This window comes from Ruegeria sp. BK1 (genome assembly GCF_056535645.1).
The window spans coordinates 2,069,672-2,088,695 of sequence record NZ_JBQFIS010000001.1 but is presented as its reverse complement, the minus strand read 5'-3'; the positions used below and the strand labels follow the sequence as shown (position 1 = coordinate 2,088,695).

The 19,024-nt window shown below is 55.6% G+C and carries 12 protein-coding genes; 8 read left to right on the top strand and 4 right to left on the bottom strand.

The genetic code is table 11. The annotated features are described in order from the left end of the window. Window positions 1-917: 917 nt before the first annotated feature. The 3 genes from ACR3E7_RS10465 to ACR3E7_RS10455 all read right to left on the bottom strand — a co-directional run bounded on the left by ACR3E7_RS10465 (window position 918) and on the right by ACR3E7_RS10455 (window position 12,169). Window positions 918-2,441 carry an HlyD family type I secretion periplasmic adaptor subunit gene (locus ACR3E7_RS10465; RefSeq protein ID WP_480506160.1) on the bottom strand — a complete coding sequence of 508 codons (1,524 nt, stop codon included), beginning with the start codon at window positions 2,439-2,441 and terminating at the stop codon, window positions 918-920. 12 nt (window positions 2,442-2,453) lie between these two features. After that, on the bottom strand, window positions 2,454-4,187 hold the full coding sequence (locus ACR3E7_RS10460) for a type I secretion system permease/ATPase (protein WP_480506158.1): 1,734 nt from the start codon (window positions 4,185-4,187) through the stop codon (window positions 2,454-2,456). Window positions 4,188-4,276: 89 nt separating this feature from the next. Next, window positions 4,277-12,169 (bottom strand): beta strand repeat-containing protein, encoded by a 7,893-nt coding sequence (locus ACR3E7_RS10455; RefSeq protein ID WP_480719406.1) that lies wholly within the window; start codon window positions 12,167-12,169, stop codon window positions 4,277-4,279. Window positions 12,170-12,704: 535 nt separating this feature from the next. Here ACR3E7_RS10455 and ACR3E7_RS10450 point away from each other — a divergent pair. From ACR3E7_RS10450 to ACR3E7_RS10415, 8 genes are all read left to right on the top strand, one after another. Then, window positions 12,705-14,930 carry an Ig-like domain-containing protein gene (locus ACR3E7_RS10450; RefSeq protein WP_480503613.1) on the top strand — a complete coding sequence of 742 codons (2,226 nt, stop codon included), beginning with the start codon at window positions 12,705-12,707 and terminating at the stop codon, window positions 14,928-14,930. Between the two features lie 193 nt (window positions 14,931-15,123). Then, on the top strand, window positions 15,124-15,480 hold the full coding sequence (locus ACR3E7_RS10445; RefSeq protein ID WP_480503612.1) for a hypothetical protein: 357 nt from the start codon (window positions 15,124-15,126) through the stop codon (window positions 15,478-15,480). A gap of 359 nt (window positions 15,481-15,839) precedes the next feature. Beyond that, window positions 15,840-16,094, top strand: a complete 255-nt coding sequence (locus ACR3E7_RS10440) for a hypothetical protein (RefSeq protein ID WP_480503611.1) — start codon at window positions 15,840-15,842, stop codon at window positions 16,092-16,094. A 3-nt stretch (window positions 16,095-16,097) separates the two neighbouring features. After that, complete coding sequence (locus ACR3E7_RS10435) at window positions 16,098-16,484, top strand: ATP-binding cassette domain-containing protein (RefSeq protein ID WP_480503610.1); 387 nt, start codon at window positions 16,098-16,100, stop codon at window positions 16,482-16,484. Window positions 16,485-16,489: 5 nt separating this feature from the next. Then, a complete protein-coding gene (locus tag ACR3E7_RS10430; protein WP_480503609.1) occupies window positions 16,490-16,930 on the top strand; it encodes an ATP-binding cassette domain-containing protein in 441 nt (146 codons plus the stop codon). Further along, entirely contained in the window at window positions 16,930-17,151 is a 222-nt protein-coding gene (locus tag ACR3E7_RS10425) for a hypothetical protein (protein WP_480503608.1), read from the top strand. Before ACR3E7_RS10430 ends, ACR3E7_RS10425 begins: the two co-directional genes overlap by 1 nt. After that, entirely contained in the window at window positions 17,151-17,318 is a 168-nt protein-coding gene (locus ACR3E7_RS10420) for a hypothetical protein (RefSeq protein WP_480503607.1), read from the top strand. The genes ACR3E7_RS10425 and ACR3E7_RS10420 overlap by 1 nt, the downstream gene beginning before the upstream one ends. A gap of 27 nt (window positions 17,319-17,345) precedes the next feature. Then, window positions 17,346-18,233 (top strand): HlyD family type I secretion periplasmic adaptor subunit, encoded by an 888-nt coding sequence (locus ACR3E7_RS10415; protein WP_480503606.1) that lies wholly within the window; start codon window positions 17,346-17,348, stop codon window positions 18,231-18,233. 454 nt (window positions 18,234-18,687) lie between these two features. On the opposite strand, the gene ACR3E7_RS10410 is transcribed toward ACR3E7_RS10415, so the two are convergent. After that, window positions 18,688-18,945, bottom strand: coding sequence for a hypothetical protein (locus ACR3E7_RS10410; RefSeq protein WP_480503605.1), 258 nt, complete (start codon window positions 18,943-18,945; stop codon window positions 18,688-18,690). Between the last annotated feature and the right edge of the window lie 79 nt (window positions 18,946-19,024).

The window sequence follows — 19,024 nt, the reverse complement described above, 5'->3', positions numbered from 1 at the left end:
AGACACGGCGACCCCTTCCAAGGTTGCACATCAACAAAAGAACAGGAAGAGAACAATTTGGCTAGGTTCTGTGTCGAGCCGCTGACCCGAACCGCCTGCGCTATTGGTGGGCTGCGGCGCTTCGGGTCAGCTAAGGTTTGTGCAACTTGCGGCCGCGCGAAACACAAAGATCCCCCCAAAAAAAGCAGATCAATACACTTAGTCAGCAAGAGCGCAAAATCGGACGTTCCGGGCCGGGATGGGTCTCCCCGTCTCCGTTGCGCCCGGTTTATACTTGCTGCTTTCCCTGGCAAACGATCAAAAAAAGCGGTGACCACGGTACGTTCACGACCGGCCTCCAATTGTGAACTATGGTTCGGGGACTACCCCATCCCGCACCGACGCGGCTCCTTCTGGCCCGGTGCAGAAACGCGACTACGGAACCCACCGGTCGACGGTCGTCTTCAGACGCTCGTCGAACCGGGGATCGCCGAGACCGTGCGCGGTCAGAGCGGGGCAGGTGAGAAGCCTGCGGGAAAGCGGCTGGCCTCCGATAAAAGGCATCGCGCAGATACGAACCTGAAAGCGAAGGGCCTTCTCCCGCAAGACCGGGGGGAAGGAGCGGGGGCCGGATATTGTCTTATGACAAATGCGGGTGTAGCGGAGCTAGATCGGTCCCTGCAAACTCCTCGCTTGTCACCAGTTACTTGGCTTGCAGTTGTGAACAGTTAAGATCAATTACCGCCAGCATGGCAATCTGCCGCAAGTTCCATAATACAAACGCGGATTGGGATTTCTCCAGCATTTGGAGTTTAAGCAACAAGAATTGCCTTAGAATTGGAGTGGTGGTTTCGCTGTTTTGAAGGGTAACCAAGCAAACAACAAAAAATTTTCAAACTTGTTTTGAGTACTACCGACCTTGTATCACCAAAACGTTGTTAACTGCCGTGGTTTTCCCGGAAACTACGTCGGATTGAACTTAAAAGCGGCCCGATTACATAGTCGGCAACGCTTGCTTCACCGGTTTGCAGCATAACCTCTACGGGCATTCCTGAGACGAGTTCGACGTCCTGTAAATCTGCGAGTTCGGCAGGTAAAATCTCAACCTTTGCCAAATAATAGGGTTGCCCTGTATTTTCGTCGACTATGCGGTCTGCGGAAATTGAGCGCATCAAACCGAATATCTGTGGCATGTTGCGTTGTTGATACGCAGTAAGATGAATACGGGCAGGCATACCAATACTTACGACATCTATATCAATCGGGTTGACTCGGGCGTCGATTATCAAAGGAACCTTCGAAGGTACGATATCCAAGATCGGTTCACCGTTTCGGACGACCCCGGAAAGAGTAGTGATCCGCACATTCATTACCTTACCTTCAATCGGAGAGCGTATTTCCGTTCTATCGACCACATCCCTGTGCCATCGTATTTCGCTTTCCAACTCGGCTAGAGTACGTTTCATTTCCGACAATTCCATGGTGGAGTCTTCTATCTCCTGCTGAACCATGGCCAGTAATTGCAATTCGGTTTCACCGATCTTTTGATTGTTGCGGGCGATCTGCGCTTTACTGGTAGCACGCTCGATCGTGATGTCTGCGGCTGCGCGTTTCAGGGCCAGTAGTCGGTACTTCCTTTCTAGACCTTTCCCCAGCAGGCTTGTTACACCTTGGATTTCTTCCTCAATTAAATGTGTTTTTTCGTCCAAGCCGACGATCGTTTTCTTAAGTCCGAGGTTTTCTTCGTCGAGCTGTTTGATGCGTTTGCGCAGTATGTTGTCGCGGCCTTTTTGTGTCGTAATTCGCCGCGTCAGAAGTACTTGTTGATCGGAAATTGCGCGTGTTAATTCAGCTTCATCGGATACATTCTTGCTGTTCGGGACGACCAATATTTCGGAACCGTCTAATTCAGCTTTGATGCGGGCGACCCTCGCCAGCAGGTGCGTGTACCGCTTTACCAATTCGTCAAGTCGGGCACGTGCCTGCACGTCGTCGAGAGTTAAAAGAACCTGACCTTTGGTCACCTTGTCCCCTTCCCTCACGTGAATAGATTTTATGATTCCGCCCTCCAGATGTTGAACGGTTTTGCGGTACCCTTCTGGACTGACCACTCCTGGTGCAATGGCTGCGCCTTCCAGCCGGGCGCTGAATGACCAGGTCACCAAACCAAACACCAGCCCGATTGCGACGATGTACCCCGTGCGAAGCGGCGCGCGCGTGAGATCTCTAAGGTTGGATGTTGAGTCTGTGACCGCTTTGTGTCGAATTGAGCGGAGGAGTAATGTCAGAAGCACCAACGTGAGCAATAAAATAATTGCCGCGATCCACCTCGGGTCAACGGCGGGTGGTAGCTTTTCTAAGATCCAATCCAACCAGTCGGCTGGAATTGCACCCAAAATGTCATCAAGCACCGAAGCACAGAAAGCCTTCACGTTTTCCTGTAACTCTTCCCAAATGCTCATTGGCGAACCACCTTACTCTGCTACTGCGTTGTTGCCGCTGCTAGATTGCACCGTCCGCACGGTTTGATAGGCTGGAGCTTGGCCTCTGATCTGCAAAATTTTCTCACGCGGGCCAAATGCGGCGACAGATCCGTCTTTGAGAACCAGAACTTTGTCTGCAGTCCTGAGCCCGGCGGGACGATGGGTCACAACGACGACGGTGCGACCAAGATTCTTGGAGCGCGCAAGAGCTGCAGCAAGGGCTGCGTCGCCTTCCTGATCGAGATTCGAGCTGGGCTCATCCAAGACGATAAACGACGGGTCACCCAGAAGAGCACGAGCAAGTCCCAGCCTTTGCCTTTGGCCACCAGAGATACGCCCGCCGTGCAAGCCAACGTCTGTTTCGTACCCATGTGGTAACCGCAAAACGAGATCGTGAACTCCTGCTTCTTTGGCGGCCTTGATTACCATCGAGTCGTCGATGTCTCGCATTCGGGCAATGTTCTGGGCTACGGTGCCTGGAAAGAGCTCTACATTTTGGGGCAGATAGCCCAGCCACGGCCCTAGATTTTCGGGGTTCCAATTTCCGACGTCTGCACCGTCAAGCCTTACATGGCCGCGTGTTGGTTGCCAGGCTCCGACCAATAAACGACACAAGGTCGATTTGCCCGAACCGGAAGGCCCAAAAACGACTAGTGTCTCGCCGGGCTCAAGAGCGAAAGAGATGTTCTCCAGAATCGGTTCGCCCGAATAGGGTGCGAGACAATAGACCTCTTCCACCTGTAATTGGCCGAGAGGCTTTGGTAAGTTGACTTCATAATCGGGAGCAAATTCACCCGCAAAGTGATCCCTGAGCCGGGTGATAGCGGTACGCGCTGCCACGAAACCTTTCCAAGCACTTATTGAACGCTCGATAGGAGCAAGTGCCCTGCCCAGAACAATTGAGGCAGCGATCATCCCTCCGGCAGTCAGATTGCCTTGAAGGACAAAATACGCGCCAAGTCCCAGTATCATGACTTGCAAGGCAAGGCGTAGCGCTCGTGATGCGCTGACAAGGCCCGAGGTTTTTTCCTTCAGGTTCTGGTGCTCACGTCGGGCACCTGCCTGAAAAGACTGCCAACGACCAAGCAAGGCATCACCCATTCCCAGAGGGCGGATGGTTTCACCACTCTCAAGAAACTGCTGCGCTGCCGTATCACTTTGGCGAAGCTTGGCACTTATTTCCTTGTTGGGATTGCGTGTCAGAATGTCATTTGTAAGCGCAAACAGAAAGAGAACGATAGTACTGCAAAGCGCAAAGACACCAAGTCCAGGGTGGAGTAACCAAATGAATGCAATAAAGATCGGTGTCCAGAGTGCATCAAAAAAGGCAAGCACTGCGTCTCCGCCCAGAAATGACCTGAGGTTGGCAACATCGTTCAGGCTGGCCTTTGGGTTGCAGCCAGTCAGCCGGTCAGACATGGCTTTTCTGAGGGTCGGTTCGCTAAGTTCTGATTCAACCCAGAAACTTGCACGACCTAAGATCATCCGTCGTACTTGCTCTAGTATTCCGTAAATGATCAGCGCAAAAAGTGCGACAACCGTCAGCCAGACCAGAGTGTCGAAAGACCCGGTGGTCAGAACCCTGTCATAGATCTGAAGCATGTAAATAGCGCTCACCAGAAGTAGCAGGTTTACGACACAGCTTACGATCAGTAGCGGCGGGAAAAGCCGCTTCACGGCTTTTCTGGTGGTGTCGACGATATTTGTATCGGGATTGGCATTCATGAACGTGGCACTCTGTAACAAGGGTTTGGTACGGCTGTTAGGATGTGCAGACCCGGCAAGGCGCCGGGTCTGCGCGTTTCACTGCTTTGTCAGGCGACAACCGGATCGAGGTCGATTGTGAAGCCGTCAGTGTCCGTATCCGAGTCACCGTCGGCTTCGGTCGCATTTAGGGTCATCTCTAACGATTCGGGATTGAACTCCTGCGAGGTCGTGAACTCGATGACCGGGATCTTGATGGTCCCTTGACCCATAAAGAGCTGGATCGCGTCGATGTTGTTCGGTCCTGTTGGATCACCGATCACAAAACTTTCCTGGCCGCCGGCTTCAGGCGACAGATCGCCGTCCATGACCTCAATCGGACCGCTAGGGGATGTACCATCGCTATAGTAGATCGTGTACCACAGATCCTCTGGTGGGTTATCATACCCACCCACAGAGTTGTCGATGAAGACCGTCACGGCGCTGACGTTAAAGCCGGTCGGGTCGACGACGAAGCTTTCATCCACCTTGCCACCCGATGTCGTGTCGCCATCAATGCCTTCATTGGCATTACCGTTCAGATTGTTATTGCCATTCCCGATGCCCGAGGTGCTGACATTCATCTGTTCCGCACTGAGGAATGTTGCGCCGCCCTCCCAATTGGCTTCAAGGGTATTCAGGAACGGCGCGATGTCGCCAGGTGTTGATGTTGGCTCGACCGCCGCGAACACGATTTCCGAACTGTCGATTGTCAGCGTTCGCACCGGATCCGGGCCACCCGCATCAAGGCTGCCATCTGCCGTGGACAGTTCGACCACCGAACCCGGCGGTGTAGACACCTGAAGATCATAGGTGGTTGGGCTGTCGAATTCTATGGTGAAATCCACTGTTTCATCGACGCCATCACCATTAAAGTCATCGGTGATTGAGCCAGAGAACAAGTTGGGATTAACCAAGTCCTGGGTCAAATCGGCGTTGACCACGACAGTACCATTATCGTCGATCTCGTAGCTGACCAGTTCAATGTCCAACGAGTCAAACGCGTCAGCGCCGGGCGAATCCGACCACGTGCCTTGCGCACCCGCTTCATAACTTCCCGATGCGTCGTTGACAGTGATCTGCGGCCCGTCATCGGTGAACGAGATTTTTTGGGTGAGGTCGACATAGTCCGTCGCGGTGTCTGCGGCGGTTTCAGCATCGCTGAGGGTGCCGACCAGACGGATCGCATCGGTCAGGGCCGCGCCCAATCCGGTGACATCCGAGGCATAGCCCGAGGTATCTGCCGAACTGTGCTCGACCGCCCGGTTCTGGGTCAGCGTCACCGCGCCGGTGCTGCTGACGACCGAGACCGAGAACACGACTTGCCCGCCCGAGGTTTTGCCCTCGATGACGCCAGCATTGTTGCTGAGAACCACGGTGTCTCCGGTGGCGGTGTCTTTCAGGGTCACCGACCCGGCATTGGAGCCCAGTTCAAGACTGTAGACCAGCGCGCCCAGGCCATCTTCGCCCGGATCATTCGTGGTCACGTTGAACAGATCGCCCACACCTTCGGTGTCCGTATCCGGCCCACCCGTCAGATCGGCGTCATCCGTCTGCAGGACCGCGGTGCCCAATTCCATTTCAAAGGCCGGCCCGTCATCGGTGAACGAGATTTTTTGGGTGAGGTCGACATAGTCCGTCGCGGTGTCTGCGGCGGTTTCAGCATCGCTGAGGGTGCCGACCAGACGGATCGCATCGGTCAGGGCCGCGCCCAATCCGGTGACATCCGAGGCATAGCCCGAGGTATCTGCCGAACTGTGCTCGACCGCCCGGTTCTGGGTCAGCGTCACCGCGCCGGTGCTGCTGACGACCGAGACCGAGAACACGACTTGCCCGCCCGAGGTTTTGCCCTCGATGACGCCAGCATTGTTGCTGAGAACCACGGTGTCTCCGGTGGCGGTGTCTTTCAGGGTCACCGACCCGGCATTGGAGCCCAGTTCAAGACTGTAGACCAGCGCGCCCAGGCCATCTTCGCCCGGATCATTCGTGGTCACGTTGAACAGATCGCCCACACCTTCGGTGTCCGTATCCGGCCCACCCGTCAGATCGGCGTCATCCGTCTGCAGGACCGCGGTGCCCAATTCCATTTCAAAGGCCGGTCCGTCATCGGTGAACGAGATTTTTTGGGTGAGGTCGACATAGTCCGTCGCGGTGTCTGCGGCGGTTTCAGCATCGCTGAGGGTGCCGACCAGACGGATCGCATCGGTCAGGGCCGCGCCCAATCCGGTGACATCCGAGGCATAGCCCGAGGTATCTGCCGAACTGTGCTCGACCGCCCGGTTCTGGGTCAGCGTCACCGCGCCGGTGCTGCTGACGACCGAGACCGAGAACACGACTTGCCCGCCCGAGGTTTTGCCCTCGATGACGCCAGCATTGTTGCTGAGAACCACGGTGTCTCCGGTGGCGGTGTCTTTCAGGGTCACCGACCCGGCATTGGAGCCCAGTTCAAGACTGTAGACCAGCGCGCCCAGGCCATCTTCGCCCGGATCATTCGTGGTCACGTTGAACAGATCGCCCACACCTTCGGTGTCCGTATCCGGCCCACCCGTCAGATCGGCGTCATCCGTCTGCAGGACCGCGGTGCCCAATTCCATTTCAAAGGCCGGCCCGTCATCGGTGAACGAGATTTTTTGGGTGAGGTCGACATAGTCCGTCGCGGTGTCTGCGGCGGTTTCAGCATCGCTGAGGGTGCCGACCAGACGGATCGCATCGGTCAGGGCCGCGCCCAATCCGGTGACATCCGAGGCATAGCCCGAGGTATCTGCCGAACTGTGCTCGACCGCCCGGTTCTGGGTCAGCGTCACCGCGCCGGTGCTGCTGACGACCGAGACCGAGAACACGACTTGCCCGCCCGAGGTTTTGCCCTCGATGACGCCAGCATTGTTGCTGAGAACCACGGTGTCTCCGGTGGCGGTGTCTTTCAGGGTCACCGACCCGGCATTGGAGCCCAGTTCAAGACTGTAGACCAGCGCGCCCAGGCCATCTTCGCCCGGATCATTCGTGGTCACGTTGAACAGATCGCCCACACCTTCGGTGTCCGTATCCGGCCCACCCGTCAGATCGGCGTCATCCGTCTGCAGGACCGCGGTGCCCAATTCCATTTCAAAGGCCGGCCCGTCATCGGTGAACGAGATTTTTTGGGTGAGGTCGACATAGTCCGTCGCGGTGTCTGCGGCGGTTTCAGCATCGCTGAGGGTGCCGACCAGACGGATCGCATCGGTCAGGGCCGCGCCCAATCCGGTGACATCCGAGGCATAGCCCGAGGTATCTGCCGAACTGTGCTCGACCGCCCGGTTCTGGGTCAGCGTCACCGCGCCGGTGCTGCTGACGACCGAGACCGAGAACACGACTTGCCCGCCCGAGGTTTTGCCCTCGATGACGCCAGCATTGTTGCTGAGAACCACGGTGTCTCCGGTGGCGGTGTCTTTCAGGGTCACCGACCCGGCATTGGAGCCCAGTTCAAGACTGTAGACCAGCGCGCCCAGGCCATCTTCGCCCGGATCATTCGTGGTCACGTTGAACAGATCGCCCACACCTTCGGTGTCCGTATCCGGCCCACCCGTCAGATCGGCGTCATCCGTCTGCAGGACCGCGGTGCCCAATTCCATTTCAAAGGCCGGCCCGTCATCGGTGAACGAGATTTTTTGGGTGAGGTCGACATAGTCCGTCGCGGTGTCTGCGGCGGTTTCAGCATCGCTGAGGGTGCCGACCAGACGGATCGCATCGGTCAGGGCCGCGCCCAATCCGGTGACATCCGAGGCATAGCCCGAGGTATCTGCCGAACTGTGCTCGACCGCCCGGTTCTGGGTCAGCGTCACCGCGCCGGTGCTGCTGACGACCGAGACCGAGAACACGACTTGCCCGCCCGAGGTTTTGCCCTCGATGACGCCAGCATTGTTGCTGAGAACCACGGTGTCTCCGGTGGCGGTGTCTTTCAGGGTCACCGACCCGGCATTGGAGCCCAGTTCAAGACTGTAGACCAGCGCGCCCAGGCCATCTTCGCCCGGATCATTCGTGGTCACGTTGAACAGATCGCCCACACCTTCGGTGTCCGTATCCGGCCCACCCGTCAGATCGGCGTCATCCGTCTGCAGGACCGCGGTGCCCAATTCCATTTCAAAGGCCGGCCCGTCATCGGTGAACGAGATTTTTTGGGTGAGGTCGACATAGTCCGTCGCGGTGTCTGCGGCGGTTTCAGCATCGCTGAGGGTGCCGACCAGACGGATCGCATCGGTCAGGGCCGCGCCCAATCCGGTGACATCCGAGGCATAGCCCGAGGTATCTGCCGAACTGTGCTCGACCGCCCGGTTCTGGGTCAGCGTCACCGCGCCGGTGCTGCTGACGACCGAGACCGAGAACACGACTTGCCCGCCCGAGGTTTTGCCCTCGATGACGCCAGCATTGTTGCTGAGAACCACGGTGTCTCCGGTGGCGGTGTCTTTCAGGGTCACCGACCCGGCATTGGAGCCCAGTTCAAGACTGTAGACCAGCGCGCCCAGGCCATCTTCGCCCGGATCATTCGTGGTCACGTTGAACAGATCGCCCACACCTTCGGTGTCCGTATCCGGCCCACCCGTCAGATCGGCGTCATCCGTCTGCAGGACCGCGGTGCCCAATTCCATTTCAAAGGCCGGCCCGTCATCGGTGAACGAGATTTTTTGGGTGAGGTCGACATAGTCCGTCGCGGTGTCTGCGGCGGTTTCAGCATCGCTGAGGGTGCCGACCAGACGGATCGCATCGGTCAGGGCCGCGCCCAATCCGGTGACATCCGAGGCATAGCCCGAGGTATCTGCCGAACTGTGCTCGACCGCCCGGTTCTGGGTCAGCGTCACCGCGCCGGTGCTGCTGACGACCGAGACCGAGAACACGACTTGCCCGCCCGAGGTTTTGCCCTCGATGACGCCAGCATTGTTGCTGAGAACCACGGTGTCTCCGGTGGCGGTGTCTTTCAGGGTCACCGACCCGGCATTGGAGCCCAGTTCAAGACTGTAGACCAGCGCGCCCAGGCCATCTTCGCCCGGATCATTCGTGGTCACGTTGAACAGATCGCCCACACCTTCGGTGTCCGTATCCGGCCCACCCGTCAGATCGGCGTCATCCGTCTGCAGGACCGCGGTGCCCAATTCCATTTCAAAGGCCGGCCCGTCATCGGTGAACGAGATTTTTTGGGTGAGGTCGACATAGTCCGTCGCGGTGTCTGCGGCGGTTTCAGCATCGCTGAGGGTGCCGACCAGACGGATCGCATCGGTCAGGGCCGCGCCCAATCCGGTGACATCCGAGGCATAGCCCGAGGTATCTGCCGAACTGTGCTCGACCGCCCGGTTCTGGGTCAGCGTCACCGCGCCGGTGCTGCTGACGACCGAGACCGAGAACACGACTTGCCCGCCCGAGGTTTTGCCCTCGATGACGCCAGCATTGTTGCTGAGAACCACGGTGTCTCCGGTGGCGGTGTCTTTCAGGGTCACCGACCCGGCATTGGAGCCCAGTTCAAGACTGTAGACCAGCGCGCCCAGGCCATCTTCGCCCGGATCATTCGTGGTCACGTTGAATAGATCGCCCACACCTTCGGTGTCCGTATCCGGCCCACCCGTCAGATCGGCGTCATCCGTCTGCAGGACCGCGGTGCCCAATTCCATTTCAAAGGCCGGCCCGTCATCGGTGAACGAGATGGAAGGCGCAATGTTGACGGCATCGGTGGCTTGGTCCGGTGGGGTCTCAGTATCGCTGAGCGTGCCGACCAGGTTAATGTAATCCCCGGCGCCAAGACCCAGCCCGACAGTGTCGCCGTTATATGGCGCTTCAGTGTCAGCCGAACTGTGCTCGACCGCCCGTTCCTGGGTCAGCGTCACGGCGCCGGTGCTGCTGTTGACCGAGACCGAGAACACGACGTCGCCGGTTGCGGCGTTAGAGGCATCCGTACCTTCACGACCGACGATGTCGCCGAGTTCGTCAAACAGGTACACGGTGTTGCCGGTGGCGGTGTCCTTCAAAGTTGTTGTAACTGAGGCAGCGCTCAATGCCAACGAGTAGACAAGGCCACCATTGCCGTCGGCACCCGGTGAATTGGTTTCGACCGTAAACAATTCGTCGACGCCCTTGGTGTCGGTGTCCGGACCGCCTGCCAGATCTGCGTCGTCTGTCTGCAATCCACCTGTACCAAGCTCAATGTCAAAGAGGGGTGCGTCGTCCTCAATGAGGCCGCGGACATCATTCGCTGAGAAATTCTGCTTGTCACCATCCTCGTCAAAGGCTTCGAAGAGTTCCCCAAGGCCAATCCCAAGGATGTCGTCGTCGGGGTTGCCCGTCGTTACCGCGCCGTGCTCGACAGCGGCGAGCAGTTCCAGCCGGATATCTCCGTCGGTATTCACGAGAATCCGGAGATGATCGGTGTTGCTGATCGACAGGATGACTTCGTCGTTATAGGTCGTGCCGCCCACGTCGACGTTAACACCTTTATTCACCTCAACGTCAAACGTTTGACCGTCGTCACTGTTCAGCGTCGTTCCGTCTTTCGTCGAATCTGCGCCAAAACCCAGGCCCGGTGCGTCCTGGCCAGATTGGAATATGCCGCTCAGGTTGTCAGTTGCGACCAGCACGTCACCCGTGCCGTCAAGATTGCCGCCGGTCAAGGCGTCCTCATAAACTGTCAGATTGACATCCTGCGCGCCTTGGGAGGGACCATCATCGTAAAAATCGAGCTTGGATCCCGCCTCGGCCCGTTCGGAGGAAGTGCTTTCAAGGCTGAAGGCCTGAATACTGAACGCGACCTGATCGTCGCCGTCGTTTTTGATCGCTATCCGGTTGAAGGACGGGGCCACGATACTGATCCGGTCATTTTCAACCGCGCCGATTACGGTAAATGTGCCATCGCCATTATCGGTGACCATTGATGGGTCACCGGTGACGTCGACACCATTCACGAAGACTGCGGTAATATTCACCTGAACATCATCGCTATGGCCGGATATGAAATCCGTTCCAGTCTCAAGACCTGGGCCCGCGCCTTCGGTATTCCACGCAGACAGATGGACCAAGGGGTTTGTGGTTGGGCCACCTCCAGTGACCTTCACAACATTGAACGCCGCACCGGTCGTCTGGAACACGTCCGTGAATAGAATGTTGTTCTGGTCACTGGCCTCGGTGGGGGTCAGCCCGGGTACGATATATTCGGTGTCAAACCCAGTGGTGAAATTGAAGTTCAAAATCTCTCCAGCGCCAATGTCCTGTGAGTTGGTACCAAGCGCGGTTTTATCTGAACCGTCGCCCAGATTGGCGCCCTGGCCACTGTTCACTGAATCGCCATTCATCTGACCGGAGGCCACAATCGTGACGTTCCCCGAGCTGAAGGCCATGAACTCGTTCTGGCCGGACGGAGCGCCCTCGAATGAAAAGTCGATGACCTGCTCGGCCGAGACAAAGACCTTGTTGGCTAAATCCACAACATCGTCGGGGTTGCTCCCATTCGGATGTTTTATCGGCTCGAACAAGGCGATCCAGAAGTCGCCGCCGATGATATTGCCGCTGACCGGATCAGTGACTTCTTCCAGGTAAATCGCAAAGATGACTTCCTGGGTGATCGCGTCAATTCCCAAAACGACGTTGTCGTTCGCAGCCGACAAAAGATTGATGTTGTTTCCCGCAAGCGAGTCGAGGCCGGAATCAAACGTACCATCGAATAAGAACCCGCTGTCATCGGTCAGGCTTAGCCCAGTGATCGGAGGATCAGCGGTGATCTGCACATCATTGCCGCCGGTTCCGTCAGTGGGATCGCCCGCGATCTCAATCGCATCACCGACTGCCACGCTATAGCCTGTGACCGTTGCGCTATAGGCCGCCAACGCGGTGTTGAAAACCGACTCTACATCAGTCGGGAAAACGGCAGGGGTTCCAACAATGTCTTGCTGTTGGTCACCAAGGGATTCATCAATACCAGTAATGCCGTCAATATTAATCGTAAGTGCCATAACACTTCCCCCAATGGTTTACACTGGAAGCAATGAAGACACCGAGATGAACCGCTCAAATTTTATGTCTCGGATAACTTCAGATTCCAGCAGTCAATCCAGACGCAATAATGTGCTCAGAAGGAGACGGCTTTGTTGGGGGGCAGATGATGAGCCAGATAAAGTCACAATAAGGCCGTGCACCGCTGAAACGGATTCGCACGGCTAAGGTTTCTACAATTTCGATTTTTTGACTTTAAGAGATATGAACCGCGACATTGGCACCCCCATGCCAGATAATAGGTTCTCCTTCAAACTGTGACAGCACGCTACCACAGGATTCCAAATTTCTCAATGTTTTCAATCGGTCAGGCGAGTGAAGCGCGAAGAGTTCGCGTAAAGGTAGGTGTCGCTAGGTGATTTTTTGCCTACTTTCCGAGCAAATTCCCGCCCAAAAATTGCCGAAACTTTGGCGGCTCTTGCGGCCATCATTGTTCGTCTTTTATCAACAATCCAACCGCAAAAGTCACAAAAGCGGGAAGTTTGAGGGCAAGAAATGGCTAAGGGCAAGGGCAGCGCCGGTAACGGCGGCAATACCGTGCTAAAAGGTGGGCGCGGGGACGATACCTATTTTATTAATTCCTCGGGAATTTCCATTAGCGAGAGAAAGAATGGCGGTATAGATTCCGTTTTCTCCAGCGTGGACTATACGCTTGACGACAATGTGGAAAATCTTTTCCTGGACGGCGTCGACGATCTTAACGGCACCGGCAATGAGCTTGATAATATTCTCGAAGGTAACGACGGGGACAACATTTTTTCTGGCTTGGATGGCGACGACACGATCCTGGGATTTGCCGGGGACGATACCTTGTCGGGGGGGGAGGGATTTGACCTGATCGATGGTGGCGAGGGGTATGACACCGTTCGCTTTGAAGGGAAGTTGGAAGACTACTCATTCGAAATTGTGGGTGAAAGTATTTATGTCACCTCTTCTTCTGGCGAGCGGGACCACCTGATAGATGTCGAGGTGCTGTCCTTTTCTGACATAGATTTGTTGGTCGTAGACTTGGAAACGCCTGACGATCCTAGCGCCGATTCGCCGCAAGCGCTTGACGACTATGGGTCGGTGCAGAGCGATGGGTCGGTGATTCTAGCTGTTCTGACGAATGACCTTGGCGAGGGATTGCGAATAGCTTCTGTAACGGAAGGTGTGTCCGGTGCAGTAACAATTAACGAAGACGGGACCCTCACTTATGTTCCTTTTGAAGGGGTCTCTGGCGCGGACACTTTCAGCTATACCGTTGTTGACGACCGAGGGCGCACCTCGACTGCGCAGGTGACGATGGAGATTGTTGACGACAACTCGGCCCCAGTCGCTGTCAACGATACTGTTATGGCCGTTGAGGGTGAAACTCTCGAGAGTTCGGCCAGTATTCTCGACAATGACAGCGACAGCGATGGTGATACGCTGACCATTACGCAATACGATGCTGTCAGCGCCAACAATGGATCGGTCGTTGTGAACGCCGACGGGACGTTCAGCTATACCGCCGCCATGGGGTTCGTCGGAACTGACACTTTCAGCTATACAGTTGAAGACGGTCACGGAGGTAGTTCTTCCGCAGTTGTGACAATAGAAGTCGAGGGTGCCTCAGAGCCGGATGTCCCTTATTATGTTACAGGGCTGATTGCTGGAGACGAGTATCGGCTGAACCCCAACGATCCGGTCGGGACAAGCATCACTGTAACTTATTCGTTCGCTACTGCGACACCGGATTATTACCACGACGGCCATTTTGCCTGGACGGACTTCGAAGCTTTCACGGCAGAAATGCAGGCGATTACGCGTAGCGCGCTTTCCAGTATTTCGGAGTTCGCGGACATTACGTTCGTCGAAGCCCCACTTGAAGAAGCCAGCATAGTGTTTGGGATCGCGGATATCGGCGGGTCCGCCCGAGGGTTAGCCTATTATCCGAATGCCTATACCGTTGGTGCACCTGCCGGAGATGTTTGGATCGATTCATCATTGTCAGGACTCTCTTTTGAGCCTGGGACTGAGGAATATAAAACGCTGATTCATGAAATCGGGCATGTATTGGGGCTTCAGCACCCAGAAAACCTGCCGCTTGATGAGTTGAATCGGCAATATACTGTGATGTCGGATTATGTGCATCCGTCCTTCGACGGCGAGGCAAGTTCGATGTTATTGTATGACGTCGCGGCTATCCAATATTTATATGGAGCCAACGCGACCACTAGAACAACCGACGACGTATATGACTTCGATGCGTTGTCCGGGACTGTGGAAATAATCTGGGATGCGGGTGGGCATGATGCCATCGACCTCTCAGCTTCAACGCACGGCGTTGAAATCGATTTGCGCGAGGGTTCATTTAGTACCGTTAGCCAGTCAGGTAGCAACAACATTGCTATCGCTCATGGGACAGAGATCGAAGACGCTATTGGCTCTTCTTTCGATGATACGATAGTTGGCAATGATGGCGACAATTACATTTTCGGGGGCGGCGGAAATGATGTCTTGTTCGGCGGTGACGGAGATGACTATTTCGACTTCGACGGCTCCAACGGAAATGACCAGATTTCTGATTTCACGAACGGACAAGATGTACTTGCATTCAGCGGTCCAGAGACGTCGATCGACGACCTGACAGTCACGACGCAGGATTCTGGGGTTTTGGTAGAGTATTCCGGTGGCTCAATCCATCTTGATAATGTTCTGTACCTGACAAGTGACGATGTAGTCTTCGGGGTCGCCTAATCTGCAATTTTAGCACAGTAAGCGCCGTTGGCTCTGTCGGAATGAACAGGTTTGAGACGAGGGCGGGCTTTGGTTGGTAAAACTTCTGCAGAATAATCGGGATAATTGAGACCGATATTAGGAGGCTGCCAACTTAAGGGCAAAGCAGACAAGTTTGCAATGACACCCTCGCGACTCCTTTAGGGAAATTTCCTTGAGAACCCTACCTATTTTGTGCTGGGATGGAGCCGGTTTTAAAACCACTGTCGTTTACAGAATGTATTGGCGGGCATCTCTTGTGGTTTCGACTACCGGTGGCGACAAACCTAAGAAGATCCGACCGCATATTCGTCGGCTTGTCGCAACGGTCATCGTTTTCAGCATTTTCACCAACCTTTTGATGCTGACAGGGCCTCTCTTCATGCTTCAGGTCTATGACCGGGTGCTTGCCTCTCGGTCAGAGGAAACCCTGGTTGTTTTGTTCGGTCTTGTCGCGATTCTTTACCTGTTTTACGGGCTCATCGAGTTTGCCCGCGGACTCATCGCTGCGCGTGCCGGTGCCCGGTTTTAGACGGCTTTCGACGAGTCCGTTTTCCGAGCCGTACTTGAAGACACCGCCGTACATGGTGGACAACATAAGCAGACCGCCCCGCTCGACGCGCTGGCCTCAATTCGAACTTTCTTCACAGCTCCAGTTCTCTTGTCGCTACTTGATCTTCCATGAACCCCCATTTTTATCGGCTGCATTTTTATCTTCCATCCCTATCTGGGATGGATGGCCGGCGCAGGCGGCATGACTCTGATCGCTGTCGCTTTCATTAACCAATTCGTAACTTACAAAGGCTTACCGAGGCCAACGGGCTCTCACACCGGGCAGATCGCTTCGCGGCTCAAGCCGAAGAAGGGGGCGAACTCATCTGGGCACAGGGCATGTCGCAAGCAATGGTAAAGCGCTGGCAAGACATGCGAGCGGAAGGTGTTAAACGTACGATCGCTGCCACCGATTGGACGGGCTCTTTCACCGCCAGTAGCAAAGCATTCAGGCTCTTCCTTCAATCTGCAAATCTGGCGGTTGGCGCCTGGCTCGTTTTACGAAATGAAATCAGCGCACGAGCCATGATTGCGGCCTCTATTCTGATGGGCCGTGCTCTCGCACCGGTCGAGCAGAGTCTTGGAAGCTGGTAAATCGTGCAGAATGCGCTATCTAGCGGGAAGCGCCTGAATACCTATCTTGCCGACAACTGCGAGCGTGAGCCACCTCTTGAGTTATCGCAACCCGGGGCCAAACTCCCTGTCAATAATGTGTCTTTTGTTGTCCGCCGAGGCGATGAACCGATCCTGAAATACGTGAAGGTCGAGGTTTCGCCAGGAGAATCGCTCGGTGTAATCGGAAAGAGCGGCTCCGGCAAAACCACTCTTGCCCGCGCGATCGTAGGTCTTTTGACGCCCGTCGCCGGTGAGGTGCGTCTAAATGGGGCTAAGCTGGAACATTGTGGCCCGGATCAATTGGGTCGGCACATTGGCTATCTTCCACAGGACGTTGTGCTTTTGAAGGTAGTGTCGCCGAAAACATAGCGCTAATGGACCTAAACCCGGATTCTGAACTTGTCATCAAGGCCGCCAAAAAAGCGCGAGTGCACGACATTATTCAGAGACTCCCCGACGGGTACAATACTCGGATCGGAACCCACGATGCGCAATTGTCGGGTGGACAAAAGCAACGGCTTGCATTGGCTCGCGCGCTTTATCGCGACCCCGTGCTTTTGGTTCTCGACGAGCCGAACTCGGCACTGGATGCTGATGGATCTGAGGCCCTGAACTCGGTCGTGCGGGAAATGAAGGCGGACAACAGAGCTGTTGTTATTATGACCCATCGATCGACGGCGATCTCAGAGTGTAACAACATGGTTATTCTGGACCAGGGTAAAGTCGCGGCGCAGGGCCCGCGAGACGAAGTTTTTAAGTCGACGTTGAAGAATGCCAACCAGGTTCAAAGCGTCGTCAGCGGAAAGACAAGCTGATGTCAGAACATAAAGAGAGCTGGAGTGCCGTCGTGCCAACCACAATTGGTGCAACGGCGATCATCGTGATGTTGGGTGTCCTTGGGGTTTGGAGCGTCAAGACGCAGATTGCCGGTGCCGTGGTGGCCTCCGGGGTGATCGAGGTTGAAAGCGAGCGGCAGGCGATCCAGCATCCAGACGGTGGGGTGGTTGGGCTATTTTCGCGCGCGATGGCGATCTAATGGCTGCCGGCGATGTGCTTGTGCGGTTCGACGATACATTTCTCAAAAATGAACTCGAGATCGTCGAAGGTCAGCTCTTGGAAATATTCGCGCGCATGGCGCGCTTCGAAGCCGAGCGTGACGACACTGAGAGCGTGACATTCGACACTCCTCCAGACCTGATGTAACTGCCTGAGGGCAAAATCACAGAGCAAATGGAAGGGCAGAAACGTCTTTTTGAAGCGCGTCGCATATCACTCGCGCAGAACGCCCAGCAAATTTCTGAACAGAAAGCTCAAGTTGCACAGCAAATTGAAGGCGTAGAGGCGCAGCGCAGGGCACTTGATCGCCAACTCAAGCTCATCGAGCAGGAACTGGCTGATGTACAAAACCTCTTTGATCAGGGGCTGACGAAAGCGTCGCGCCTTCTTGAATTGCAACGCGCCCAAGCTAGGCTCGAAGGAGAAATCGGCAGTCTGACGGCGCGCGTCGCCGAGGCGCGCGCAAAGATATCAGGCTTGGAAATCCAGCGACTTACTCTTTTTGACCAACGCCGCGAAGAAGCAATAAGCCGACTAAGGGACTTAGGTTACAATAAACTCGAATTGGTCGAGAAGCGCCTTGGGCTTATCGAAAGGCTGTCCCGCCTTGATGTCCGGGCGCCTGTCGCCGGCATTACCTTTGGATCAAGCGTCTTTGCGGAACAGTCTGTAGTTCGGGCAGCCGATCCGATGATGTATATCGTGCCAGGGGATCAACCGCTTCACGTGTCCGCAAGGATCTCACCGACAGATATCGAGCAGGTCTACACCGGTCAGGACGTTTCGCTGATGTTCACGACGTTCAATCGACGCACGACGCCGGAAGTTGCGGGGAAAGTCGTCCGCGTTGCCGCTGACGCTGCACAAGATGAAGCCACAGGCGTAGCGTACTACGAAGCGATCCTCATGCCCGAAGCGGCCGCGGTCGAGGCTTTGGAAAATGTCTCACTTGTTCCAGGCATGCCGGCCGAAGCCTTCCTCAAGACCGAGAACCGGACTCCGCTAAGTTATCTGACGCAACCGCTCACCCTGTATTTTCAGCGTGCGTTTCGCGAGGATTAAATCACCGGCCCCAATAATGCCGGTGGTGCACACGTCCAATCTTCCAATTACGATAATGTTCTGTATCGGCTCTGATCAGGGCTGCGCTAAAGTATATCAGTCTTGGACTACGCCGTTCTCAAAGGAAAAGAAAGCCGATGAGATTTGGGTGACCTTTTAACGCCAACTCGTTCGCCGACTTCTATTGAACCAAACTTTTCAACTCATCATGATGAATTAAAAACTGTGCACAGCAGTATCGTTAGGACGTCAATTTTGCGGACGTTCGGCAAAGGCCAAATCCTGCTCCCGCAACCAGCGTCAGAAATCCCCTACACAGCCCGGTCAGACTAAAATTGATCCCCCGGATCAAGTGCTTAACGTCGCCACCGCGTCAGGCTCAAAACCTCAAAGCAAGTGCGCCAAAGCATACTCCAGAAACCAACACGGTTAACAAAATGCCGAACATGCCGCCTCACGGCGACTTTAGTTCATTCTGGGCCAACCCAATCATCGCTGCCACGGCACCCTGGAGTTCGATCTGAACGCCGTCCCTCTCATGCAGGACCGTGACCCGTTCGATAAGGACCCGGATGATATCCAAAGCTCCTGTGAGGATCGACGGGTCCGATAACGCATGTGCAAGACTAGCAACATTGGAGCGATAGAGCTCGGACAGGTTCGGGTGTAGTCGCACCGGTGAAAACGCAGGCTCGGAGAGCGGCGCGTTCACATCACCCCCGCGGGAAGAGCTCTTCAAGCCTGGCTTGCATCTCCGGGGGTGCGAATGCCCCCTGCGATTGTCTCTTAAA